Source organism: Nonomuraea sp. NPDC026600, from assembly GCF_040638335.1.
Taxonomy (GTDB): Bacteria; Actinomycetota; Actinomycetes; order Streptosporangiales; family Streptosporangiaceae; genus Nonomuraea.
Window position 1 is genome coordinate 93,962 of the sequence record NZ_JBEZYD010000043.1, and the last position, 24,134, is coordinate 118,095.

23 protein-coding genes and 1 pseudogene are annotated in these 24,134 nt (G+C 68.5%); 17 read left to right on the forward strand and 7 right to left on the reverse strand.

Translation table 11 applies throughout. From position 1 onward, the window contains the following. Nucleotides 1-69: 69 nt before the first annotated feature. Nucleotides 70-927 (reverse strand): hypothetical protein, encoded by an 858-nt coding sequence (locus AB0F17_RS55430; RefSeq protein WP_358041894.1) that lies wholly within the window; start codon nucleotides 925-927, stop codon nucleotides 70-72. Nucleotides 928-1,247: 320 nt separating this feature from the next. Between AB0F17_RS55430 and AB0F17_RS55435 the strand changes: the two genes are divergently transcribed. Further along, a complete protein-coding gene (locus tag AB0F17_RS55435; RefSeq protein WP_358041897.1) occupies nucleotides 1,248-3,122 on the forward strand; it encodes a BTAD domain-containing putative transcriptional regulator in 1,875 nt (624 codons plus the stop codon). 15 nt (nucleotides 3,123-3,137) lie between these two features. Here AB0F17_RS55435 and AB0F17_RS55440 read toward each other — a convergent pair whose 3' ends face one another. Then, entirely contained in the window at nucleotides 3,138-5,984 is a 2,847-nt protein-coding gene (locus AB0F17_RS55440) for a BTAD domain-containing putative transcriptional regulator (RefSeq protein WP_358041900.1), read from the reverse strand. 361 nt (nucleotides 5,985-6,345) lie between these two features. Here AB0F17_RS55440 and AB0F17_RS55445 point away from each other — a divergent pair, with 361 nt between their 5' ends. The 7 genes from AB0F17_RS55445 (at nucleotide 6,346) to AB0F17_RS55475 (ending at nucleotide 12,542) form a co-directional block, all read left to right on the forward strand. After that, nucleotides 6,346-7,032: a TIGR00266 family protein gene (locus AB0F17_RS55445; protein WP_358041903.1), complete on the forward strand. Its 687-nt coding sequence runs from the start codon at nucleotides 6,346-6,348 to the stop codon at nucleotides 7,030-7,032. Nucleotides 7,033-7,180: 148 nt separating this feature from the next. Continuing rightward, a complete protein-coding gene (locus tag AB0F17_RS55450; protein WP_358041906.1) occupies nucleotides 7,181-7,450 on the forward strand; it encodes a metal-sensitive transcriptional regulator in 270 nt (89 codons plus the stop codon). Between the two features lie 78 nt (nucleotides 7,451-7,528). Next, nucleotides 7,529-8,860, forward strand: a complete 1,332-nt coding sequence (locus tag AB0F17_RS55455) for an MBL fold metallo-hydrolase (protein ID WP_358041909.1) — start codon at nucleotides 7,529-7,531, stop codon at nucleotides 8,858-8,860. A gap of 45 nt (nucleotides 8,861-8,905) precedes the next feature. Then, nucleotides 8,906-9,100: a rhodanese-like domain-containing protein gene (locus AB0F17_RS55460; protein WP_358041912.1), complete on the forward strand. Its 195-nt coding sequence runs from the start codon at nucleotides 8,906-8,908 to the stop codon at nucleotides 9,098-9,100. A gap of 378 nt (nucleotides 9,101-9,478) precedes the next feature. Then, on the forward strand, nucleotides 9,479-10,435 hold the full coding sequence (locus tag AB0F17_RS55465; protein ID WP_358041915.1) for a D-alanine--D-alanine ligase family protein: 957 nt from the start codon (nucleotides 9,479-9,481) through the stop codon (nucleotides 10,433-10,435). A gap of 5 nt (nucleotides 10,436-10,440) precedes the next feature. Further along, complete coding sequence (murF, locus tag AB0F17_RS55470; protein WP_358041969.1) at nucleotides 10,441-11,811, forward strand: UDP-N-acetylmuramoyl-tripeptide--D-alanyl-D-alanine ligase; 1,371 nt, start codon at nucleotides 10,441-10,443, stop codon at nucleotides 11,809-11,811. A gap of 38 nt (nucleotides 11,812-11,849) precedes the next feature. After that, nucleotides 11,850-12,542 carry an aspartate/glutamate racemase family protein gene (locus AB0F17_RS55475; RefSeq protein ID WP_358041918.1) on the forward strand — a complete coding sequence of 231 codons (693 nt, stop codon included), beginning with the start codon at nucleotides 11,850-11,852 and terminating at the stop codon, nucleotides 12,540-12,542. 14 nt (nucleotides 12,543-12,556) lie between these two features. On the opposite strand, the gene AB0F17_RS55480 is transcribed toward AB0F17_RS55475, so the two are convergent. Both AB0F17_RS55480 and vanY-N read right to left on the reverse strand, forming a co-directional pair. After that, nucleotides 12,557-14,581, reverse strand: a complete 2,025-nt coding sequence (locus tag AB0F17_RS55480; RefSeq protein ID WP_358041921.1) for an ATP-binding protein — start codon at nucleotides 14,579-14,581, stop codon at nucleotides 12,557-12,559. A gap of 4 nt (nucleotides 14,582-14,585) precedes the next feature. Next, complete coding sequence (vanY-N, locus tag AB0F17_RS55485) at nucleotides 14,586-15,155, reverse strand: D,D-peptidase/D,D-carboxypeptidase VanY-N (RefSeq protein ID WP_358041924.1); 570 nt, start codon at nucleotides 15,153-15,155, stop codon at nucleotides 14,586-14,588. A gap of 191 nt (nucleotides 15,156-15,346) precedes the next feature. On the opposite strand from vanY-N, the gene AB0F17_RS55490 reads away from it, so the two are divergent. The 5 genes from AB0F17_RS55490 to AB0F17_RS55510 all read left to right on the forward strand — a co-directional run bounded on the left by AB0F17_RS55490 (nucleotide 15,347) and on the right by AB0F17_RS55510 (nucleotide 19,153). After that, a complete protein-coding gene (locus tag AB0F17_RS55490) occupies nucleotides 15,347-16,021 on the forward strand; it encodes a response regulator transcription factor (RefSeq protein WP_358041927.1) in 675 nt (224 codons plus the stop codon). A gap of 7 nt (nucleotides 16,022-16,028) precedes the next feature. Continuing rightward, nucleotides 16,029-17,546, forward strand: coding sequence for a HAMP domain-containing sensor histidine kinase (locus AB0F17_RS55495; protein WP_358041930.1), 1,518 nt, complete (start codon nucleotides 16,029-16,031; stop codon nucleotides 17,544-17,546). Continuing rightward, entirely contained in the window at nucleotides 17,543-18,031 is a 489-nt protein-coding gene (locus tag AB0F17_RS55500) for a hypothetical protein (RefSeq protein ID WP_358041933.1), read from the forward strand. The genes AB0F17_RS55495 and AB0F17_RS55500 overlap by 4 nt, the downstream gene beginning before the upstream one ends. Before the next feature lie 152 nt (nucleotides 18,032-18,183). After that, the gene (locus tag AB0F17_RS55505; RefSeq protein WP_358041936.1) at nucleotides 18,184-18,606 is read left to right on the forward strand and encodes a hypothetical protein; all 423 of its coding nucleotides are present in this window, start codon (nucleotides 18,184-18,186) and stop codon (nucleotides 18,604-18,606) included. Between the two features lie 316 nt (nucleotides 18,607-18,922). Next, a complete protein-coding gene (locus tag AB0F17_RS55510) occupies nucleotides 18,923-19,153 on the forward strand; it encodes a hypothetical protein (protein WP_358041939.1) in 231 nt (76 codons plus the stop codon). 99 nt (nucleotides 19,154-19,252) lie between these two features. Here AB0F17_RS55510 and AB0F17_RS55515 read toward each other — a convergent pair whose 3' ends face one another. Next, a complete protein-coding gene (locus tag AB0F17_RS55515) occupies nucleotides 19,253-19,774 on the reverse strand; it encodes a hypothetical protein (protein ID WP_358041942.1) in 522 nt (173 codons plus the stop codon). Nucleotides 19,775-19,933: 159 nt separating this feature from the next. On the opposite strand from AB0F17_RS55515, the gene AB0F17_RS55520 reads away from it, so the two are divergent. Next, entirely contained in the window at nucleotides 19,934-20,182 is a 249-nt protein-coding gene (locus tag AB0F17_RS55520; protein WP_358041945.1) for a hypothetical protein, read from the forward strand. Between the two features lie 460 nt (nucleotides 20,183-20,642). Here AB0F17_RS55520 and AB0F17_RS55525 read toward each other — a convergent pair whose 3' ends face one another. Together AB0F17_RS55525 and AB0F17_RS55530 are read right to left on the reverse strand one after the other, a co-directional pair. Next, nucleotides 20,643-21,533 carry a hypothetical protein gene (locus tag AB0F17_RS55525; RefSeq protein ID WP_358041948.1) on the reverse strand — a complete coding sequence of 297 codons (891 nt, stop codon included), beginning with the start codon at nucleotides 21,531-21,533 and terminating at the stop codon, nucleotides 20,643-20,645. Next, entirely contained in the window at nucleotides 21,530-21,865 is a 336-nt protein-coding gene (locus AB0F17_RS55530; RefSeq protein WP_358041951.1) for a helix-turn-helix transcriptional regulator, read from the reverse strand. Before AB0F17_RS55530 ends, AB0F17_RS55525 begins: the two co-directional genes overlap by 4 nt. Nucleotides 21,866-22,164: 299 nt before the next feature. Here AB0F17_RS55530 and AB0F17_RS55535 point away from each other — a divergent pair. The 3 genes and pseudogenes from AB0F17_RS55535 to AB0F17_RS55545 form a co-directional block, all read left to right on the forward strand. Next, a pseudogene (locus tag AB0F17_RS55535) lies at nucleotides 22,165-22,452 on the forward strand (ISKra4 family transposase); the annotation flags it as partial. Between the two features lie 200 nt (nucleotides 22,453-22,652). Then, entirely contained in the window at nucleotides 22,653-22,970 is a 318-nt protein-coding gene (locus AB0F17_RS55540) for a hypothetical protein (RefSeq protein ID WP_358041954.1), read from the forward strand. A gap of 456 nt (nucleotides 22,971-23,426) precedes the next feature. Continuing rightward, nucleotides 23,427-24,032 carry a hypothetical protein gene (locus AB0F17_RS55545; protein ID WP_358041957.1) on the forward strand — a complete coding sequence of 202 codons (606 nt, stop codon included), beginning with the start codon at nucleotides 23,427-23,429 and terminating at the stop codon, nucleotides 24,030-24,032. Nucleotides 24,033-24,134: the final 102 nt, after the last annotated feature.

A 24,134-nucleotide genomic window follows, 5' to 3' on the forward strand; every position in this document is an offset into this window, starting at 1 on the left:
AGAGAGCGCGTTCGGATGAGCCCGAACGACGAACGCGGGCTGTCCGCCGACGCTTGGTGATGGGGCGTCCTACTTTGCGAGGTCGCCGCAGGTGAAGCCGTCCTTACGCTCGGGGTCGAGCTGGATCTGGCTGAGGTTGGTGGTCTCCATGGGCCTTCGGAAGGTCTCGAGCTTGTCGCAGTCGTACAGGACGTACGTGCCGTCGCTCTCGCCCAGCAGCATCATCCAGCGACCGTCGTAGAGCGGCTTGTCGTTGTCGGCGCTCTTCACGACCGCCCACTGGTCTTGGAAGCCGACATAGCTCAGCAGGTCGTTGGCCTGCCCGGTCTCCTGGACCTCGACCGCACTCTGGATCAGGCCCAGGATGAGAAGGAAACCCAGGCCGACCCCGGTCAGGCCGCCGATGACCACCTTCGTCCCGGCACGCCCGAGCGGCTTGCGGCGCAGCAGCCGGAACGGAACCAGGAAGGCCAGCACGCCGAGCCCAACCGCGATGACGACCATGAAGATCAGGTCCAGATCGCCGACGAGGTTGAAGACACCCCAGTACGTCGCCCCGCACCACAACGCCCCGATGGTGGCGACGATCCAGGGCCGCTCCCTGGCACTCTGGAGAAGCCTGCCCGTCATGCCACCGGTCATCTTGTCGATCAGCCAGCCCAGGCCGACGAGGGCTCCGAACAGCGGGATGCCCACCAGCAGGAGCAGGACCAGGGTGCTCATCATGCGCCCGAGCAGGACCGACTGGTCGACACCCACCTGCTGCGGATTGACGCCGAAGACGGCGTACATCTGCTCGACCCCGATGTAGAGAACCGCGTAGAGCGCCACCGCGACGGGCACGACGACGGAGCCGATGCGTTCGAGCAGTGCCAGAACGCCGCCCTCGGTCTCCTGAGGCGCGGGGGTGTCGCTCTCCGGAACCACGGGAATGTCCGTGTGTCCCGGCGATATCCGATGACTCGACATGGGGCTCGAACGTAGGGCTCGCCCCGCAGGTGAAACGTTGACGGCGCGTATACGCGGTGGCCGGGGCCGGGGCGGGCGGTGCGGCCGATCACCTCCAGTCAGTTCTTAGGCACAACCCCGGCCTACGATTACCCGTGTCCTGACGACGCGTCATACCCCCCTCTGGGCCAGGGGCTTTACCGATCAGCAGGGTTTCGCGGCGTGATGCCGTGGGACCGGCGGGCGCGCGCGGGATCAACGGGCAGATTGTCGGGATTTGAGGTGGAGGACCATCGATCATGGGCACAGAGTTACGGGTTTCCCTGCTGGGGCCGGTCCGAGCGTGGCGCGGTGATGCGGAACTCGATCTGGGCTCACCCCAGCAGCGAGCGGTGCTCGCCTTCCTGCTGCTGCGCGAGGGTGACGTGGCGTCGGCCGAGGAGATCGTGGACGCGCTGTGGGAGGAGCGGGCGCCTGGCAGCGCGCTGTCCGTCGTACGCACCTATATCTGCAGATTGCGGCGCGTCATGTCCCCCGCCGAGGTCGACGACCAGGTGATCAGGTCATTGGGCGGCGGCTACGCCATCGCCGCCGGCACGGGGTCCGTGGACTGGGACGCCTTCCGCCGGCAGGTACGCGAGGCGCAGGCCATGCGCGGGCAGGGAAACTCAGCCGAGGCGGCCGACCTGCTGCGCGACACTCTGCGGCTTTGGCAGGGCACACCCCTGGGCGGAGCCCACGGCTACTACATCGAGCAGGAACGGGCGCGCCTGATCAAACACAGAGTGGCCGCCCAGGAGGAGAAGCTGGCGCTCGACCTGGACCTCGGCCTGCACGCCGAGGTCAGCGAGGAACTGGCGGCAGCCGTCGCCGCCGCGCCCATGCACGAGCGGCTGCGCGAACTGCAGATGATCGCCCTGTACCGGTCGGGCCGGCAGGCGGAGGCGCTGTCGGCGTTCGACGAGGTGCGGCAGTTGCTCGCCACGGAACTCGGCATCGACCCCGGCGCCGGCCTGCGTGATGTGTACGTCCGCATCCTGCGCGCCGACCCCGGGCTCGCCGCGCCGGCACCGCAACCGGCTCCGGCCCGCGCGACCGAGCGGCCGCCCGCCCAGGTGCCCGCCCTGCCGCCCGGTTTCGTGGGCAGGGACGCCGAGCTCGCTGACATCCAGGACGCGCTCAGCCCTGCCGGGTGGACGCCGGTCGTCGCGATCACCGGACTCGGCGGTGTGGGAAAGACCGCGCTGGCCATCAAGGCCGCGCACACGACGCGGGACCGGTTCCCGGACGGCCAGGTGTACGCGGACCTCGGGGCATCCAGCGATCGACCGGTGGCCCCCGCCGCGGTGCTGGGCTCGTTCCTGCGTTCTTTCGGCGTGCCGGAGAGCCGCTTGCCCGACGGTCTTGAGGAGCGGGCGGCATTGTGGCGAACGGTGCTGGCCGATCGACGGGTGTTGATCCTGCTGGATGACGCGAGTGACGCGGACCAGGTACGCCATCTGCTGCCGGCCGCGCCGGGTTGTGCCGCGATCGTCACCACGTGGCGGCACCTGATCGACCTGTCCGGCGTGCGCTGGGTCAGGCTGGACGCCCTGCCCTCGACCGACGCACTGGGGATGCTCATCCAGTTGGCCGGCCACCGGCGGGTCCTCGAGGAGCAGCAAGCCGCCGTCGAGCTGGTCGACCTCTGCTCCCACCAGCCACTGGCCGTACGCGTGGCCGCCGACCTGCTGCAGGCCAGACCGCACCAGACGGTGCGGCAGGTCCGCCTGCAACTGGAGGACGACCTGAACCGGCCCGCGGGCACGGACGACGGCTGCGCGCTGATCGAGGCGCCCCTACTGTTGGCGCAGAGCCGGCTCGGCGCGCAGCAGGCCACGACCTTCCGGCTCGCCGCGTTGCCCGACTATGGCGAGCTGACGCCGGAGTCGGTCGCGGCACTGCTCGACGTGCCGCGCCTACAGGCGCTTCGGCTTCTGGAGTCGCTGGTCGACGCGCACCTGCTGCTCGCCGGGCCCCGCGGCACCTATCAGTACCACCGGCTGGTCAAGGCGTTCGCAAGACGACAGGCATGGGCGCACGAGGGCGTCGAACCGTGTGACGCGGCATTGAGCAGGCTGCTGCGGTTCTACTCGGAGCGCCTCACCACCGCGCCGGCGTTGCCCATGGTCTGACGCGGTGGAGCGACATCACCCGTGGCCGCCGAGTTTGGCGAGGATGACCGCTCTGGCTTCGATCCGGGAGTCGTAGAGGCGTTCCAGGGCCGCCCGCCAGTTCGACCGGGCGGCCTCGTGGTCGCCGACGGCGTGCAGGGCGTCGCCGAGCCGTTCCAGCACCAGAGCGTCGTGGTCACGACCGTGCCATCCCGGGCCGTCGCCCAGTGCCATGGCCCTGCGATAGTTGTCGATGGCGGCACGGTGCTCGCCCAGAGCGTGATGCGCCCAGCCGATGGTGTAGCGGTTGAAGCTTTGGCCGATCACGTTGCCGATCGCGGTGTGCAGGGCCAGCGACCGTCGGCTGTATGCCAGGCCCGCGCGATGTTCGCCCAGCCGGATGAGCACCCAGCCCACCGCGTTCAGGGCACCGGCCTCCTCGAAGGTGCCCACCCCGTCCTGCCGGGACAGGTGGAGAGACCGCCGCGCGTGGTGCAGCGCTTCCGTGAAACGGCCCTGCCTGTCGTGCAGGCGGGTCAGCTCAAGATGCGCGACGGCCTGGCCCTTCACGTCCCCCAGCTCGGTGAACAGCCTCAGCGCACGCCAGTAGTTGTCGTACGCCTCTTCGGGCAGTTCGGCACGTGTACACGCCGATGCCAGAGCGTGCATCGTGTGGGCCCGCATGGACGCGTCGCTCAGCCCGGCCGTGGCTCGTACCGCGATCCGCGCCAATGCCAGCGCGCTCTCCGCGGGCCGCAGCAGGATCAGGTAGGTATGCATCGACCAGGCCAGATGCACGACATGGTGGTCGAGCCCCAGCCGGGCGGCGTGCTCGACCGTGACGAGGATGACGCTCTCCTCTGCAATGAACCAGGCCAGCGCCTGGGTCGTGTCGCCGATCCGGTCCGGGGTGACGCCGGCACGTGGCTCCGGCGGGGGAAGCACGTTCTGGCCCGGCTTCATCAGCTCCGAGCAGCGGTGGGCCGTACGGAGGTAATGGTCCAGAAGCCGGTGCTGGGCGGCCGTGAGATCGTGGCCCGGGTCCGCCGCGGCGGCCATCTCTGCGGCGTACGCGCGTACCAGATCATGGAACAGGTAGCGGCCGGCGACGTGCTCGGTGAGCAGATGCGTGGTGGTGAGTTCCGCCAGCAGAGGGCGCACGCGGGAACCGCTCTCGCCGGCCAGGCTGGCCGCGGCCGACGCGCTTATGTCGGGCCCGGGCGCGGCGCCCAGCAGCCGGAACAGCCGGGCCGCCGCCGGGGTGAGCGCGTGGTAGGACCAGGAGAACACCGCCCGGGGGGAAGCCGCCGTGTCGAAGCCGGTGAAGGCGTCCAGGCTGCCGCGCTCCCGGCGCAACTCCGCCGCGATGGCTGCCAGGGTGAAGGACGGCTGGGTCAGGGCGTGGGCGGTGACGATCGCCAGCGCGAGCGGTAGCCCGCCGCACAGAGACCGGATCTGCGCGGCCGCGTCGGGCTCCGCGTTCACCCGCTCCGCACCCAGCCGGGCGCGCAACAGGTCGGCGGCCTCATTGGCCGGCAGCGGGCCCAGGCTCGTCGAGCGGGCCCCCTGATCGCCGGCGAGCCCGCCGAGCCGGTCGCGGCTGGTCACGACGACCAGGCAACCGGCGGCGGCGGACAGCAGCGGGCGTATCTGCTCCACGTCCCGGGCATTGTCCAGCAGCAGGAGCATCCGCCGTCCGGCTACTCGGTCACGGAACAGGGCGGCTCGCGCTTTCACGGCGGCTGGGATCTCCTCCGCGGCCACGCCGAGACCGGCCAGCAGGACGCTCAACGCCTCACCGGCGCTCATCGCCCGCTCGCTGGGGTGGAAGCCGCGCAGGTTGACGTACAACTGCCCATCGGTACAGCGGTGGGCGACCTGATGTGCCCAGTGCAGGGCCAAGGCGGTCTTTCCGATGCCGCCCATGCCGCAGATGACCCTGATCACCGCGGTGCCCGGCCCGGCAGCGTCATAGTCCTCCTCCAGCGCCGCCAGCTGCTCCAGCTCCGCGCGCCGCCCTGCGAAAGCCGGCGAATCGGCGGGCAACTGAGCGGGCCTGCTCGCGCCCGCGTACGCTTTGTCCGAGTCGCGGAGAGCATGCGATGGCGACGCCACGAGGGCGCTCCCAGCGGCGAGAGCAGCCAGCACACCTTCTCCGGCCGCCATCAGTTCGGGCCCGGGGTCGATGCCCAGATCCTCGGCCAGACGCTCGCGGACCTTCCGATAGACACCGAGGGCCTCGGCCTGGCGGCCGGTCGCGGCCAGCAACTGCACCAGCCTGGCCTGCAACAGCTCATCCAGCGGCTCCCGCTCGGCAGCGGCCCGCACCGTCGGCAGCAACCGCGCGGGCAGGCCGACGGTCAGCGCGTAGGTGGCAGCCTCGCCCACCGCGGCCGCGAATTCCCGGTCCAAAGCGACGAACACCGGACGGGCCCGCACTTCGGGCGTGATCCCGGTGCCCGCGGCCCCTCGCCACAACCGCAGCGCCCGCGAGTAACCTTCCACCGCTTCGGCCGGTCGTCCCTCGGCGGCGGACACCCGGGCCCGCACCATGTCCTGGCGGAATCGGAGAAGGTCCGCGCTGGTCGCGTCCACCACGACCCGGTAGCCTCCCGCCGCCCGCACCAGCCACCGGCCTGCCTCACGTGCTCGCAGGTCCGGCTCCAGCGCCCGGCGTAGCAGCCCCACATTGCGATACAGCACGTTGAGCGCGGTGCGCGGCGGATCCTGCCCCCACAGCCCATCGACCAGGTCCTCGACGCCGACCGGCTGTTCCCCGGCGGCCAGCAGCAAGGCCAGGAGGGCACGCTGCTGCGACCCGCCCAGAGCGACCTCGCGCTCCTCCCGCAGGACCCGCACCGGACCCAGTACGGCGAACCACATCCGCCCGGGCAGGACAAGCCACCACCCTTCATGTGAGACGAGAGCACCAGAATGCGTACGGCGACACCGGCGGAACGCCGACGCCTGGCGAGCCGAGCCGTTCAGGCGCAGACGGCGTTGACCTCCGCCCGCATGCACGCATGCTCGCATGCGGGAAGAGGGATCATATGACGGCGCATGTGCATAACTAGTGATGAAAGCGTGTACGCCCCTGCGGGCCACGTCACTGGATGGTCACCACGCCGATCGCGGCGTTTCCCACGCACCACCGTGCATCGGAGTGGTTGCGCGTTGTCAACGAAATATATATGGCCCGTCCGGCAGAGTCTCTGCGAGCAAGACGATCGAGATGGAGGGGTACATGAAGACCGAGATCCGTCACCCTGGTTCGTTCGCGGTCGCGCGCTGCCATCTGGACGGCGGGGAGACTCTACGCGTCGAGGCGGGCGCGATGTACGCCACGAGTGCGGGGGTCCAGCTCCACGCCAAGGTGGAGGGTGGTCTGCTGCGTGGGCTGGCACGTTCGGCGCTGGGCGGGGAGTCGCTGTTCACCACTCGCTACACCGCTCCGGAAGGTGGCGGGTGGGTGGACGTGGCGCACCACCTGCCGGGCGACGTCCAGTCCGCCGAGGTGCGGAGCGAGAACTCGCTGATGCTGACCAGGGGATCGTGGATCGGGTCCAGCGAGGGCGTGGACATCGTCACCAAGTGGGGCGGCATGTCCAACCTCATCGGCAGCGAGGGCGGCTTCCTCATCAAGGCGCAGGGCGACGGCGTCGTCGTACTCGGCTGCTACGGCGCGATGGACGTGATCACGCTGGCAGCGGGGCAGCAGGTCGTGGTGGATTCCGGGCACCTGGTCGCCTACGACGAGACGGTCAAGAGCAATCTGCGCCGGGCGGTCGAGGGTAAGACCGTCCAATCACTGAAGTCAGGCGAAGGCCTGGTCTTCGAGTTCACCGGGCCGGGCAGGATCATGACACAGACCAGGAATCCCGGGGCGCTGATCCTCCATCTGACGGAAGTACTCCCCTTCGAACGCGCTTGAGTCGAGGCCGACGCCGGCGGTTTCCGACCCGGTGATGGCAGAACGTAAAGCGCCAGGTCGCGCCGCTCGGGCGGGGTCAGGTCGATCCCGCCCGGCGCCGACACGGTCGATTTGCCTTTTCAGATACCCCCTGGGGTATGGTTGGGACATGGAGCTGAACGAAAGCATGGTGGGCGACGCACTGACCCGGCTGAAGCGGGCACACGGCCAGCTAGCCGGCGTGATCGCGATGATCGAGGCGGGCGAGGACTGCGCGAAGGTGCTCACCCAGCTCGCCGCAGTCTCCAAGGCCCTCGATCGGGCCGGCTTCAAGATCGTCGCAACTGGACTGCGCCATTGCCAGGACGCCCAGAACCGTGGCGACCAGCCCCCCATGAGCGTGGCCGAGCTGGAGAAACTCTTCCTCGCTCTGGCTTGACACCTGCGGCCGCGACGTTCGCGGCCGCTTATTTTTAACCCAATTATACCCCCCGGGGTATTGAGAAGGAGTAAGCGCATGGACGTCACGGCGTTCCGCACCCCAGGTCTGGGCGACCAGACTTATCTGCTCACTCACGAGGGCAAGGGGGTCCTCGTCGATCCCCAGCGCGATATCGACCGCTTCCTGGAGGCCGCCGCCGAGCGCGATGTGGACCTGCGGTTCGTGCTGGAGACCCACCTGCACAACGACTACGTCTCCGGCGCCGAGCAGGCCGCCCTGAGCACCGGCGCCGAGCTGGTGCTGCCCGCCGCGGCGGCGCCCGCCTACCCGCACACGCCCGCCTTCCACCTGGAGGACATCAACGGCGGCAGCCTGACCGTCCGGCCCTTCCACACCCCCGGCCACACCCCTGAGCACACCAGTTACCTGGTGCTCATCGACGGCGATCCGGCCGCCCTGTTCTCCGGCGGCAGCCTGCTCGTCGCCTCGGCCGGACGGCCCGACCTGCTCGGCCCCGAACGCGCCCGCTCCCTGGCCCGCCTCCAGCACCTCTCCCTGCACCGCCTGGCAGCGCTGCCGCCTGACATCGCCCTGTACCCGACCCACGGCGAAGGCTCCTTCTGCACCGCCACCAACGCCGGCAGGCTGACCTCCACCATCGGCGCGGAGCTGAAGGACAATCCACTGCTGGCCATCGACGAACCCGGGAAGTTCGCCGACACGCTACTGGCCGCCCCTATGCCCATCCCCGCCTTCTATCGGCGCATGGGGCCGGCCAACACCCTCGGCGTGCCGCCCATGCCACCCATCCGGGTGCCCGAACTCGACCGCCCCATGGAAGACACTCACGTCGTCGATATCCGGCCCCGTCAGGCTCAGGCCCGCGGCATGCTGCCCGGCTCGATCGGCATCGAACTGGACGACGACTTCGGCACCTGGACAGGCTGGCTGCTGCCGGACACCGCACCGATCACGCTGGTGGCCGGCCCCGACCAGGACGTCGTCGCGGCCGTCACCCAGCTCGCCCAGATCGGCATCGACACCGTCCGCGGCGTCGTGCACGACCTCGGCGAGGCCGCCACGCAGACCTACGAGCTGGCCGAGCTCGCCGCCTTCGTCAAGCGCCTGACCCGACCGGACGCTCAGCTGCTGGACGTGCGCATGCCCAGAGAGCGGGAGCGGACACGGCCGACGGGAGCGATCGAGTGCTTCCTGCCCGACCTGTTCGCCCAGGGAATCCCCGGCGAGCTCGACCCCGCCCGGCCGGTTCTCGTCGCCTGCGCCTCCGGCCGCCGCGCCGCCATCGCCGGCGGCCTCCTCGCCCGCGAGGGCTATCGGCCGATCGTGCTCACCGGAGCGGGCGTCTCTGAGGTCGTCACCGCGCTCCGCACGCGCGACGCCGCCTGATCCCGCCTTTCGCTACGAATTCGCTACGAACAGGAGAACCCCTTCGTGTCCCGCATCGACGTCGCCTCCGCCCGCTCGCTGATCGCGGCCAACCCCGACGTCCTCGTCGTGGACGTCCGCACCCCCGCCGAGTTCGCCTCCGCGCACATCAACGGCGCGATCAACCTGCCCCTCGATCAGATCGACGCACCATCGTGCTCGCCTCCGTCGTGGCGGGTCTCTGGCTGCCCGCCGCCGTGATCGTCGCCGCGGTCATCGGCACCGGGCCTGGCCTTCGCCGCGCTCACCGACACCTGCGCCATGGGGATGCTGCTGGCCAAGCTGCCCTACAACCGGGCCGGCGGCGTGAACGTCGACGCCACCATCGCCCGCCTGCGCCAACGCTCCACACATCTGGACGTCTGACCATGGCCTGCCGGGGCCCACCTATGACCTTCACATACCCCGGGAGTATCAATGATCGTCTTGCCGCAGGCGCGCTTTGGTCAGGAACTGGACAGCGAATGGCCTGGGAACTGGTCAGGCGAAAAGCCGACACTCGGCAGGCTGGCTCTGCGACGGCGAACACCGTGCCGCCAGCGGTGCTGTCTCCGTGCCACCGAGGAAGGCTGATCGATCGTGACCGAACGCGTACGCGTGGCTGTGCTGGCGGGTGGGCCGTCCGCCGAGCACGAGGTGTCGCTGCAGTCGGCGCAGGCTGTGCTCGATGCCCTGCCGAGGGATCGGTACGAGCCCGTCGCCGTCATCATCGACCGGCAGGGCAGGTGGCCGGTGGAGCTGCGACGCGATCTGGCGGACGTGGTCTTCCCCGTGCTGCACGGGCCGTTCGGCGAGGACGGCGTCGTCCAGGGTCACCTGGAGACGCTGGGCATCCCGTACGTGGGCTGCGGCGTCATGTCCTCTGCCGTGGCCATGAACAAGGTCGCGATGCGGCGCACGTTCCTGGCGGAGGACATTCCGGTCACCCCACATGTGTGGTTCACCGAGCACGAATGGCGCACCACCACCGACTCCTGGGGTCTGGTGAAGTCGCTCGACTGGCCGATGTACGTCAAACCGGCCAGCATGGGCTCCTCCATCGGCATCTCACGTGTCACCTCCATGGAGGAACTGCGCGTGGGCGTAGATCTGGCGCTGGCCCACGACCGGGTGGTCATCGTCGAGCAGGGCGTGACCGCGCGCGAGATCATCTGCGGTGTGCTCGGCGGCTATGACACTCCGGATGCCTCGGTGCCCGGCGAGCTCATCGTGCCCGGCGACTGGCTCGACTATGAGGCCAAGTACCTCAGCCAGGCCGAGCTCGCCATCATCCCTGCCGTGCTGCCGGAACGGGTGGCCGAGGACGTGCGCGAGCTGGCCCTGCGCGCCTTCCGGGCGATCGGTGGCTACGGCCTGTCCCGGGCCGACTTCCTCTATGAGGAGGACACGGGACGCCTGTACGTGCTGGAGATCAACACCATGCCCGGCTTCACCTCCCGTTCCGTCTACGCCAGGGCCTGGGCCGCAAGCGGTGTCCCGTACCCGGACCTGTTACGCCGCCTCATCGACCTCGCGTTCGCCAGGAGCGGCTCGTGATCCCCATGACGCTGAACACGATCGCGCAGGTCGTCGGCGCAGGCCTGTATGACGTGCGCGACCCGCGGGCGCTGGTGACGGCGCCCTCGGCGGTCGACTCCCGCGAGGTGGTGCCTGGCGGCCTGTTCGCCGCGACGGTCGGCGCCCGCGTCGACGGTCACGACTACGCGGCCGGTGCCATCGCGGACGGCGCCGTCGCCGTGCTGGCCTCGAGGCCCGTCGGCGTGCCCGCCCTCGTGGTCGAGGACGTCCAGCTCGCGATCGGCCTGCTGGCCAGGCACCTGCTCGAACACATCAGCCCGACCGTGATCGGCCTGACCGGCTCCGTGGGCAAGACCACGACCAAGGACCTGCTGGCACAGGTGCTCGAACGGCACGCCGCGACGGTCGCCACCGACAGATCGTTCAACAACGAGCTCGGGCTGCCGCTCACCGTGCTGCGTGCCGATGCCACCACCCGATACCTGGTGCTGGAAATGGGTGCGGGCCGGAAGGGCGACCTGACGTACCTGACCGGGCTCGCACCGCCCCAGGTCGGGCTGGTGCTCAACGTCGGCACGGCACATGTGGAGCGTATGGGAGCCGGGCCGGCCGACGTGGCCAAGGCCAAAGGCGAGCTGGTCGAGGCACTTCCGGCGGACGGGTTCGCGCTGCTCAACGCCGACGACCCGTACGTCATGGGCATGGCCGGCCGCACCAGGGCCCAGATCCTGTTGTACGGCGGGTCGGCGGAGGCGCAGGTGCGCGCCGAAGATGTGCGGATGGCCGACCGCGCGCGAACCGCGTTCACGTTGGTGACGCCCTCCGGCCGCGCCCCGGTCGAGCTCGACCTCATAGGCGAGCACCAGGTGAGCAACGCCCTGGCCGCCGCCGCCGTCGCCACCGCGCTCCGCCTGGGCGTCGCCGAGATCGCCGATGGGCTGACCGCCGCCCGGCGGCGCTCCGCGGGCCGGCTGGAGATCGTCGAACGACCTGACGGCATCACCATCGTCGACGACGCCTACAACGCCAGCCCCGAATCCATGCGGGCCGGGCTGCGGGCGGTGAAGGCCCTGGCCGGTACCCGTCGTACCGTCGCCGTGCTCGGCGCGATGGGGCAGCAGGCGGACGCCTCCCGCGCCCGGCACGCGGAGATGGGCCGGCTCGTCGCCGACCTCCGCTTCGACGTGCTGATCGCGGTCGGAGCAGGGGATCCGCTCGCGATGGCGTGGGCAGCGGCGTCCTCGGACCAGGGCATGGCCGTCCATACCGTCGAGGACGTGGCCGGGGCCCTCAGGCTGGCCACCGCACTTCTCGAACCGGGAGACGTGGTGTTCGTCAAGGCCTCCAGCGAGATCGGGCTCGGTGCCTGCGCCCGTGCGCTGGCCTGCGCCTAGTGATGGCCCTGCTGAACAAGCTGGCGAAACGGAGTTCCATGCGCACTATCGGTCTCATCGGCGGGTTGAGCTGGGAATCGACGCTGATCTACTACCAGATCATCAACCAGCGGGTACGCGAGCGACTCGGCGGCAGCCATTCCGCCAACAGCCTCATCTGGTCGGTCGACTACACGACCGTCGAGAACCTCATCTTCACCGACCGCTGGGACGAGGTGAGTACGTTGCTGACCGGTGCGGGCCGCAAACTGGAGGATCTCGGCGCCGGCCTCCTGCTCATCTGCAGCAACACCTTCAGCCGGGTGAGCGACGACGTGGAGCGGGCCGTGAGCGTGCCCGTGCTGCACATCGCCGACGCCCTGGGCGCCGAGGTCCGTGCCAGGGGCATGCGCAAGGTCGGCCTGCTGGGCACTCAGGTCACCATGGAGCAGCCCTTCTACCGGGATCGGCTGGCCGCCCACGGCTTCGACGTGGTCATCCCGCGGCGTGAGCAGCGGGAACTGGTCCATCGCGTGATCTTCGACGAACTGGTGCGCGGGGTGCTCCGGGAATCGTCCAGGGACGCGTACGCCCAGATCATCGATGATCTCGCAGACGACGGCGCTGAAGGCGTCATCCTCGGCTGCACGGAGATCGAGCTGCTGATCGGTGAGAAGGACAGCGCCATCCCGGTGCTGCCGAGCGCTCGACTGCACGCGGAGGCGGCGGCCGGCTTCGCGCTCGCCGACTGACACGATGTGACGGCTCAGGTGGATCTTGCGCTAGTGCCGTACAGCTCCCGGTGCCACAGGTCGGCGCGGACACGTTCGATGCCGGCCGTCAGATGGCGGCGGTAGGTGGTGAAGGGGAGGCCGAGTCGTTCCGCGGCCAGCTCCTGGGTGGGCGTGCCGCGGAGGAACGTGACGGACAGCGCCCGGTGGAACTTGACCGAGCGCGGATCCTCACGCAGGCCGTCGATCGCCTGGCGTAGCAGGTCACCCAGCGCCGTGGCCGGGTTCTGCCCGGCCCGCTCGGCGATCAGCCTGGTGCGCGTCAGTGGGGAAGCGGCCAGCGCGGCCGGCCGCGACAACTGGCGCAACGCCTTGCGAACCGCCTCAGCGAACTCCGTCTGGGACAGCACCGCCAGTTTCGCCGTCGCGGCACTCGGGCCGCCGGCTGGCCCCGCGACGAGCCGCTCCAGCCACGCCCGCGCCGGCACCGCGCGCCAGTCATGAACGAACAGGGTGCAGGCGTCATCCCCCAGCCGCGGCTGCTCGGAGATGTCACGCATCCCGGAACCCCACGCTTGGTTCGGATGCCGTATCTCGATATATGACCAGGCCATCCGCTCCGCCCGCAGACAATTGCCGATCACTCGCCACTGGATCAAATCCATCAGCGGCGAGTTCCGATACGGCGGCAGCGCCCAAAGTCGGCCGACCGCCACATGTTCACCGGCGCGCAACGGCGTGGTGGCACGCGCGTGCGCCCACGCCATGGCCACGATGGGATCGGCCGTCAGCTCCTCCTCATCGAGTTCCGCCAACCGCAACCACGCGGAGAAAGCCACGGGCTCGCCGGTTTCGGTCCGTCGATACAGCCGGAACGCCTCCGGCTGACGTTCCGCCCAGAAGGCGGCGCAGCCCGCGGCCGCCGCACCCTCCGCTGCCGTCGCCACCCGGAGCAACGTGCCGACGTCCTCCTCCCGCAACACCTCTTCCTGGAACTCGCCCTCGTCGTGGCGGCCGTGGAAACCGGCTAGCGCCCCGTTGTCGCGATGCAGGTAGAGCAGCGCCGCCACCGCGCCGAGCACGTCCACATCGCTCGCCGCGCGCACCCTCTCCGCCAACTGCGTACGAATGCGGTCGTGCATCACCGCGTACCCCTCGGGATCCCGCCATCGCAGGTCCGCCTCCAGCAGCTCCCGCACCACGTCATGCGGAAACAGCCCGAGACTGCCCGACTCCACGAACGGCAACCGCCGCAACCACCGGAACAACGTCCCGGCGTCCTCCGGCAAGGCCGCCCGCAGCAGGTCCTCCGTCGTCATGTACGCATGCGCGCAGATCTCCAGAGCATGCCGATGCGCCGCCGAAGGCAACTCGCCCACCAGCTGATCCAGCAACGTGGCCACCACGTCCTGATTCGGCGTCCACCGCCGGCCGGCCCCGCCGTCCTTCACCGCCACGGCCGCCCCCAGGAGCAGCGCCAGCGGATGACCACCGGCGAAGGCCAGCAGCGGCTCGCGCGACTCGGCCGGCACCCCGGAGGAGTCCATCAGGGCCCGCGCGTCTCCGGCCCGCAGGTCTCGCAGCGGCAGCACCTCCAGCGCACCCGCCCATCCCGGATCCGCCTGCCACCGCATATCCGGCGGGTTCCGCCCCGCGATCACCACCAGCGCCCCCAGGGGCACCCGCGGCAGGAACCGCTCGCGCAGCCATCCCTCCAAGCCCTGAATTCGTTCGAAGTGGTCGACCAGCAGCACCGCGTCCGCATCGCGAAGCCCCAGCTCGGCCTCGGCCTCGGACACCGCCGGCGACGGTTCCAGCATGCGCCCGTCCACCATGGACACCGGCCGCCCCGCCACCGCGGCCTCGTGAGCGAACCGCCGCAACAAGGCCGACTTCCCGATGCCGCCAGGACCGTGCACGTACAGAACGCTGCAGCCGCCGCCGTACAACGCCGCGTGGAAAACCGCGAGCTCTTCCTCCCGCCCCACGAACGCCAGCTCGCGCGCTGCTCGCAGGCGCCATCCCAGCAATCCGGACTTGTCGCTACTCCCCGATGACATACCCCTAACCCCTGTCCGAACGCCCGGTCGATACCCACGCCGGGTGGGGTCGTCGTCGTGGTGGCGTGCCGCCGCTGTCCGGGCGGTGCTCGAAGTGCCACCACTCGTTGTCGTAGATGCGGTAGAGGTCGTAGCGGGCGCCGTGTTCCTCGAGCCAGCGCGCGCCTTCGTGGGGGCGCACGTCCAGCGCGATGCCCTTGACGTGGTTGGATTCCGCCGGTGGTAGCACGAGCATGCGTGCCAAGACCGGGGAGCCGGAGCGGCGCACCTCCTCGTCGAACATCCGTTGCTGGACAAGGGGATCGCGGTATCCCGAGGTGAGGCCGATGAGCTGGCCGTGACGCCAGAGCGCCTCGGTGCGCGCCGCGATGAACGCCGCCATGGCGCCGTCGGTGAGCCCGGTGAGGTCCTCGGCGGGGAATCGCATCCGTAACGCCCAGCGGCAGGCCAGTTCGCGGGCGCGGTCGGGATGGCGGACGAACGCCACGGGCAGCAGGAGCACCGCGAGCACCAGCGTGACCGCGGCGTACAGCCGGTCTCGGGGCCGAGGTGGGATAGTGCGTGGTTCGTTCATGACGAACTACGATTGGCGACGAATGTTCGTGCGTTATGCGCCGCATGTCATGGTTTATCGACGGCGGCCACCGTCGGCGCGACCGTGACACAACCATGACACGGCGCGTACGAGGCGGGGACACGGCCGGCCGATAGTGGATGGGGTTGACCGGCGGACGAGTTACGGAGCGTGCGGTGAAACTCGGCGGCGTGTCGCGAGTGTTGTTGATCGAGGATGACCCGGCCGTGCGGGAGGGCCTTGAGCTGGCCCTGACCCGGCATGGGTACGGGGTGCGCGCGGTGGAGTCCGGCGAGCAGGGGCTGGACCGGCTGCGTACGGACCTTCCCGACGTCGTCGTGCTCGATCTGATGTTGCCTGGCATGGACGGGTTCGAGGTCTGCCGCCGCATCCGGGCCGCCAGGGAGATACCGATCATCATGCTGACCGCGCGCGGCGACGACATCGACGTGGTGGCCGGGTTGGAGGCGGGCGCCGACGACTACGTGGTCAAGCCGGTGCAGCCCAGGGTGCTCGAAGCACGCATTCGCGCGGTGCTCCGGCGGATCGGCCGGGACCAGGCGGAGCTGGAGCGGCACGGGGACCTGACCATCGATCGGGCCGGGCTGGTGGTCGCCAACCGCGGCGTGCCGGTCAGCCTCCCCCCGACCGAGCTGCGCCTGCTGCTCGAGCTCTCCGGCACGCCGGGCCGGGTGCACAGCCGCCAGCAGTTGCTGGAGTCGGTGTGGGAGCACGGGTATTTCGGCGACTCGCGTCTCGTGGACGCGTGCGTGCAGCGGTTGCGCGCGAAGATCGAGGACGACTCGGCGGCGCCCGTCTACGTGCAGACGGTGCGTGGGTTCGGGTACCGGTTCGGGCCGGTGTGAGCCGCCGGTGGCACCTCGGCCGAGCCTGGGGCTGCGTGCCCGGCTGTTGTTCGCGTTCGCGCTGCTGTGTGTGGTCACCGCGGCGGCGGTGTCCGGCGGGATGTACGTCCAGGCCCGCAACGCCATCTTGCAACGGGCGCAGGATGCCGCGGTGCACGCGATGACAAGCCGCCTGCAGGCGCTCTACCCGTTGCAGACTGCGACACCGGACCAGGACCAGCTCGACGAGATCGCCACCGCCGCGACCGACCATGACTGCTGTGGGTTCGCCGTCTACGGCGAGATGCACTCGCCGGCCGCCGAGCCGCCGGAGGTCGGGCCGCCGGAGGTCGGGCCGCCGGAGGTCGGGCCGCCAGGGCGCTGGAGGCCGGGCGGGAAGCCGCCACTCGTGAATCTCGGGGTGATTTCACCGGAGTTGCGACGGGAGGTGGCCGGCGGCCTTACCGCGTGGCAACGTGTGGTGTTGCAGGACGGGCCCTGGCTGATCGTCGGCACGCCGTTGCTGATCGTCGAGCAGGGTCGGCCGACGCGGCTGTCCGGCATCGAGGTCTACGTCGCGCGCAGCCTGGCTGCCGAACAGCTCAGCATCGACGAGCTCGCCCTGTCGGCCTGGGGCACCGGTGGGGCGGCCCTGGCGTTCGCGGTCGTCCTGGCGTGGCTGGCCGGCCGTGGCGTGCTGGGCCCGGTGCGCGAGCTCGGTCGGGCGGCACGCCTGCTGGGCGAGGGCGAGATGCGGACCAGGATCGTGGTCCGCGGCTCCGACGAGCTGGCCGATGTGGCACGTACGTTCAACAACACCGCCGCGGAACTGGAACGGCACGTCAAGCAGCTCCGCGAGATGGAGGCCGACGCCCGCCGGTTCGTGGCCGACGTGTCCCATGAGCTGCGCACTCCGCTGGCCGCGCTCGCCGCGGTCGCCGACGTCCTCGACGAGGAGGCGGCCGGGCTGCCCGAGCACGCCGGCCAGGCCGCCAGGCTGGTCAGCCAGGAGACGCTCAACCTCACCGGGCTGGTCAACGACCTCATCGAGATCAGCAGGTTCGACTCCGGCGTCGCGGCCCTCGTGCTGAACGAGGTCGACGTGGCCGAGCTGGTGCGCTCGACCCTGCGTGCCCGGGGCTGGTCGGAGCCGGTGCACACCGAGCTGCCACCCGCGGTGACGGCACTGCTGGACCCGCGCCGGGTGGACGTCATCCTCGCGAACCTGGTCGGCAACGCCCTGCGGCACGGCGAGCCACCGGTGTCGGTACGGCTCTCCGCCGACCCGCACTGGATCGCTCTGGAGGTCCGCGACCACGGACCGGGGCTGGACGAAGCGGTGCTGCCGCACGTGTTCGACCGGTTCTACAAGGCCAGCGCGGCCAGGACCAGGTCCGAGGGCAGCGGCCTCGGCCTCGCCATCGCACGGGAGAACGCGCGCCTGCACCGAGGCGACCTCACCGTCACCAACGCCCCGGACGGCGGCGCCATGTTCACGCTGCGCCTGCCACGCCGGGCACCCGATCCGGACGGAGAGCCTGAGTGAGGACCGGGCTCGCCCGCCGCGTGCTCGCCGCGGGCCTCGTATCGCTCGTCGCCGTGGCCGGCTGCGGCGTGCGACCCAGCGACGCCATCACCGCCGGCGACCCGCCCAGCGGGCGCGTTGAAGCAACCCCGACGATCACCCTCTACCTGGTCAAGAACGGCCGACTCAGCGCGGTGACGCGGCCCGGTGGCCAACTGTACCTATCGGACAGGCTCGCGATGCTGGCAGACGGCCCCACCGCGAGGGAACAGGCGCACGGATTCACCACCGATGTCCCGTTCGAAGTCGGCCCGTTCTCGGTGACCGCCGAGCCGGGCCGCCCCTTGGTGGTGACCCTGTCCACTCCGGCCAGCGAACTGTCCACACTGGCCGTCGAGCAGATCGTGTGCACGGCCGCCGCCATAGTGCCGGGAAGCCCTGCCCAGGTCACCGTCGTCGGTGCGGGGCAGAGCGTCGGCCCCCGAAACTGCCCGGGGCAACGGTAGCGACGTATTCCCAACTGACGATCATCCGATTAGGCTGGCTGTGTCTGCTACCTTCACTCACCGGACTGGATGTTCAGGGCGAGATGGCCAACGGAGCGACATACGGCAGGCCGATCGGTCGCGACGCTGAGCTCAGCCTCCTCGCGAGTTCCGTGTCGGGCGCTGCGGACGGAGCGCTGCGGGCCGTGGCGGTGCGTGGCGATCCGGGGATGGGAAAGACGCTCTGCGAGGACACCGACATCGACAGCGTGTGCCGCGCCATCACCCCGAACGGCATCGTCCTGTCGTGGGACCTCTGGTTCGACCCCGACAAAGTCCTCCCGTTCCCCGGCCCGCCGACTCCGGGCGGCCCCGACACGGGTTCACCCGGCGGTGGTGGCGGCGAGTCGACCTGGATCCCGGCCCAGTACATTCCCAAGGACCCGTGCGACATCTTCCGGCCGGTCCGCTATGAGTACTACGCGGGGGTGAAGGTCCAGGGCGGACCGCTGCAGACTCCGATAACCATAGACGGCCTCGTCATGTCTCCCAAGAAGCCCAAGTGCGTCCCAGGCGTGGGACTGATCTTCGAGTAACCCCCACCTCATCACGGCCACGCGCCGCCGCCCCGACCACTTCCGCCGGGGCGGCGGTCGGCGCCGCGTATCGACCGTGGCAGGCCGTAGAACGTCGGTGATCATCGCAGACAGCCGGACACAACGCGAGAGGCCCGTTCGCCTCGGAGACTGCGCCAGCGCACTCAGGCCGCGGTCACCGACGAACTCGGCAGCACATCGTTCGGTCTGACAGTCGTTTTAACCCGTTGATTACCAGTATTGACCTTATTGATCTATTCACTTCGATGATCGATCATCGAGAGCAGCAGCGCTCCTCACCCCAGGAAGGATCTTCATGATTCGCCGCGCATCGCTGGCCGTCCTGCTCGCTCTCGGCACCCTCACCGTTATCAGCTCGCCCGCGCACGCCCGCGCCTGCAGGATCGACTACCACTGCGAAACGTACTACTACACTGACTCGACCCGCACCACGCTGACGGGGATCAAGTACGAGAACTGCGTCGGGGATGAGACATGGGTGGGCACGCGGGGCTCCTATCCGGAGTTCTACGAGACCCTCTGCTGAGCGTCCCAACGATAGTGGCCCCATGATCACCGATGTGATCATGGGGCCACTGCTTTGATCTACTTCGCCAACCGCATGCTCGCCTGACGCCTGCTCAGGTCACCTCGCCACTCGTACGGCGGCCGTACGACCTGCGGCCGACAGCGTTCCCCCGAGCGGGGCGCAACGATTCGTCTCCTCCCGCCGAACCAGCGCCAAGAACATGACCAGCACCGCGCCGGTCACATACTGCAGGAGCGGTCCATACTCGACGATGTCCCAACCTCCGAAACGGAGCGTGTCCATACAGCCATCCGAGACGATCTCGATGGCGTAGGGCATCGTGAACATCACAGCGATCACCACGAACAGCGCCGCAGTCATCCACCCAGCGATGGCGCCCCGCCTTCCCCCAAGGGCGAGAGCCGCACTCAGACCGAGCGCCATCACCGCGGTGGGCCAGCCGTTCAACTCCGCGAACATGGTTGCCCAGTGGATCTCCACCAGCCAGCCGACATCCGTAAAGACCGGCGGCTCACTACTCAAAGGGCAGACAGAGCTCGTCCAGTAGTAGGCCAGCTCTTCGAGGAAGTCCCACCAGGCGGTACGCGAAGCGGGAGCCGCCAGCGCCGCCAGGTTCAACAAGGACAACCCCCAACGCGGGGGAATCACCGGTAACGGAAGCAAGAAGGCCGCCACCTGTCGTAGATCGAGGCGCCCAGCCTAGATCATCTCCGGGGAGCCCTTCAGCTTGGCCGCGTACAGGCCAGGCGGCGCTTGGGTGCCGGGCCGGTCAAGGAGGTGTTCGAGCGTGTGGCCCGCCCAGCCGCCCCCTTCGCGACGATGGGTGCATGGCTCGGCCGCCGACGGCTGATGGCGATCGACGGATTCGTACTCGACCTGCCCGACACGCCGACGAACCTCGAAGAGTTCCCCAAGGACAGCGCAGGCGGCTATGAGACCGCATTTGCGCAGGCCCGGGTCGTGGCCATCAGCGTGCGCCAGTCACGCGATCGTCGCGGCGGATGTGTCGGGCTGCTGGGACGATGAACAGACCCTGGCCTACTCACCCACTGGGCCCTGGCCACCCTGAACTGCGTCGCGGCCACCACCGAGGGGGCTCCCCCGACCGGATCAAGTACCTGACTACCCTCCGCAGCGTGCGCCGCTCGATCACTGGCCGGGCGGCCTTTCCCCTGCACCCCACGACACCCTCTGGACGCGCACCGTCCACCAAGTCGGCCAGCCTCGCAATCGCAACCCCTCCCGCCAGCACCGCAGTTACCCCCGAGCCGTCGAACACACCCGACGAAGCAGCTATAGAGAACGCCGCCCCTCCGACAAGGGCATCCGGCACGCAGGACCGCCCACCGTCGCGCTCTTGCCCGGCAACCTCGAACCAGAGCGTGATCATTAACCAAACGGCGTTGGGTCGGTGGCTCTGCGCTCTCGGTCACCACGCCCGCCGACCTCACCTTCTACTCTGTTCCCGATAAAGACGTTCGGACGTTCACTTGACACGCCAGCGCTTACGTATCCACTCAATTCCTGCATAGAAAGCGACTACGCCGGGGAGGGTGAAGAGTGCGGACCCCCATCCCTGTTGAAGATGGATGTTGACGATACCCCAGCCCATGAACGGCCCGAGCAATCCCCACGTTCGGACATCAGATGACAGAATCCAATACGTAAGGCGAAACGCTATATCTCGTACGTAACGCGTGGGGTGTCGAAGGCTCAGCCGGAGGGGCAAAGCGTGGAGCACTTGATTGATCGCGTAGCGTAATTGCGCCAGCTTGGGAGCCTTTCCCGACGCAATGTCATGCAGATCTGCCAGCAGCTCTTCCCGATAACGCTCGCGATCAGCGCTGGGCACAATTTGCAGACCGACTTTCAGCAGACCCGCCGCCGACCGTGATACGCCTCCTGGGCGCATTGCGATAGTCTTCTCTGCGCTGTGCGCAGAATTAAGAGCAACTCGAGAGATGTTACTCAAAGCCCAGGCAAGATCACGCAGCGCGCGACTCAGTTCGTCGCCGACCTCTCGCCCGTAAGTAGCCAAGAAGTAAGGACGGTCGAGAGGAAGGTGCCGAGCGATCTGGTTGATAAGACGACGGACGAGATCTTGCGCCTGATAGACGTTGTGATCGAGTTCTAGGTTGTAGGCAAGTGTATGTACAAGTTCCAACCTTTGTTCGAAGAGGTAGCTACGTTCATCAAGGCGACTGAGATAAGCGACAACGTCCATATAGACGGCCAGGTCGCACACATGCGCTTGATCTAGGACTGTGTCGAATTCGTGGGCGAGATCGAGCGCATCACCATGGGCGAGTTCAGCGACACTGGCGAGTTCAATTGCTGCATCACGCTCGGTAATCGCCTGAGCATTTTTACTGCTCATGTGGCACCGCCTGTAATCGGACGCTGAGGCAGGAGAGACAGTTGCGGCGCTTTCGCAGCGGCCTCTGCAAGCGCTCCACGTGCTTGCTCCAACCCGTCTGGTGTCAACCTGTAGTAGCGGCGCCGCGGGCGTTTGGCCTCATGTGGATCGAGGTCCTCCCATCGGGACTCGAGCCATCCGATTCCCTCGAAGCGGGCGAGGATCGGATGGATGGTGCCGGCCTGGAGACCGGCTGCGGCGCAGATCTCCAGGCCGTACATTTCGCGGGTCGCGTCTACAAGGAGGGCTCGAAGTACGAGTTGGGTCTGAAGGGTCATCCGTGGTGTACCCATGCTAGAACTCTACTTAGGTCCATGGCGGATGTCCGCGATTTCGTGGCATCAGCGGCGGATGCTGCTTCGATCATGATCCGCCCCATGAACCTCGCAGGGTCGAAGTGTTCTCCGCCCGTGGACACATGCGGGCTCGACAAGGCCAGGCGGTTGAGCGGGGTGGTCTACGACGCCGAGCCCGCGCCTCGCCGGCCGCACGATGTGATCGCTGTCCCGGCGGCCGGGCCGGGCACACCGGCCACGTCATCACCGCGCTGTCCGGCCAGGCGGCCACCACGGCCGCCCACCGCCGCGACGGCATCGAGGCGTGCATCCGCTACCTCACCAACAACGTCGAGTATCTGCGCTACGACCAGGCGCTGGAGGCGGGATGGCCGATCGCGACCGGCGTGATCGAAGGCGCCTGCCGCCATCTGATCGCCGACAGATTCGACCTCGCCGGGGCACGCTGGGGCCTGGCCGGAGCCGAAGCCGTCCTGAAACTCCGCGCCCTGATCGCCAACGGTGATCTCGACGAATACTGGCGTTTCCGCCGCGCCCGGCAACACGAACGGGACTACCAGAACGGATACTCCCTCACGGCTTGATCGCTCCAGCCACTGAGGAAGAGCTACGCCCGATTGAGCTTCTCAAACAGAAAGACTGTTTCTCTATTCCGGACTACAATCTGCGGCCCTGCGGCCAGCCCGTAAACCGCTCACTAAAATTGCATACCTTCCCCTATGGATCTCCACCAAGGCTGTGACTACCATCAAGCAGTAAACATCGACTCCGAAGGAGGTAACTAATGGGCCGTATCAAGAAGTTCGGCGTTTCGGCGGCCGCGGTGGCCGCGATCGCCGCCGCGACAACCCTAATGTCACCGACCGCTCCCGCTCAGGCAGCGACCTGCAGCACTAACGCGCAGATCGGCACTATCGGCGGCACTGGCTGGGCGCTGTGCAGCGGTGCCGGAGTGACTCAGACACGGGTCGTGCTCTTCTGCCAGGACAGCAGCGGTAGCTACACCACGGTATACGGCCCTTGGGTTGTTAATTCCGTTAAATCAAATGCCCGATGCAGCAGCACCTCATGGCCGATATCGGTCGGATATCAAACAATGTGAGCCATCACAAGCTCATCCGATCGCGGCGTCAATTCCGGCTCGATCGTGACCCGAATGTTCCGGGTGAACCTTGAACCACCCGAAGTCTTCATCTTTAGTTGTCGGTCTTGGCCGCGGGGACACGGCCGAGGTCTCGGTCGTTGAGCCGGTACTGTAGCTGTCGCCTTTCAGAGAGACTACCTCGGCATGATCGACCAAGCCCCTGGAGGGCATGGCGCTACTCGCCGCGCAGCAGCCGCGCCAGGCTCACATCGCCGGACTCGACGGCCTTCTTGGGGAACTTCGGCCTGTGGCGGTCGCGCGATTGCGTGCCACGGTGGCCTTCTCGGCGGTGAGGGCGTGCCCGCGCAGCGTCGGCGGTACCCGGGCCCACCGCGGCCACGAACACCGAGCACGCGCCGACCAGCTCGGTGAGATCGCGACTGCGCTCGATCCGAGTCAGCGGCGGAGATTTGGGTGGAGGGCGGCAAGTCCTGGCGCAACCCCAAGGCCAACCTGCCGGCCGGCTTCGACGACAACCGGGACGTGCACTACGAGGTCCTGTCCAAGCCGCGCGACCCGCCGGCGTTCATCGCCGACCCGCAACGCCGCCACACCGCCGACCTGGATCGGCTGGAGACGGCGATGCGCAGGGGCACCACCGGCGGGGCGAAGGTCACACGGAAGAGGGGCGAGCCGTGGATCAGCGCGTCGCCACTGAATAAGCAGCAGGAGCCGAACAGGCCTGAAGGCGCTGAAGGTGGAGATCTCCCGCCGGTGGGGCGTGATCGACCTTTTGGACGTGCTCAAGGACATTGCCGCGTCTCGCGCGTGATCGTCACCGTGACAACGGGTCGAACAGTCATGACCACAAAACCCCAGCTCAGGCACTCACTGAGGAAGAGCTACACCCATCTGAGGTTGGCAGGTCGCCGGGTTCGACGTTCAGGCCGGCCCACAGCAGTCCCCCATCACCGGACAGTTTCGCGGACCACCTATCTGAGACGCGGCGGCGGCTTCTCGAGCTGTGCTTCCGTGATCTCCGTGGCCGCACGTCCGAGTGCCCGGTTGAGGATCCTCTGACGGACGCTGTCGGCGTACTACTTGGAGTGCAGAGCTGAGTACGGGTAAACGTGCAGAGCTGTCAGCGCTGGTCGGTCGAGAGTGGTTCGGGTGGGTGGCGTA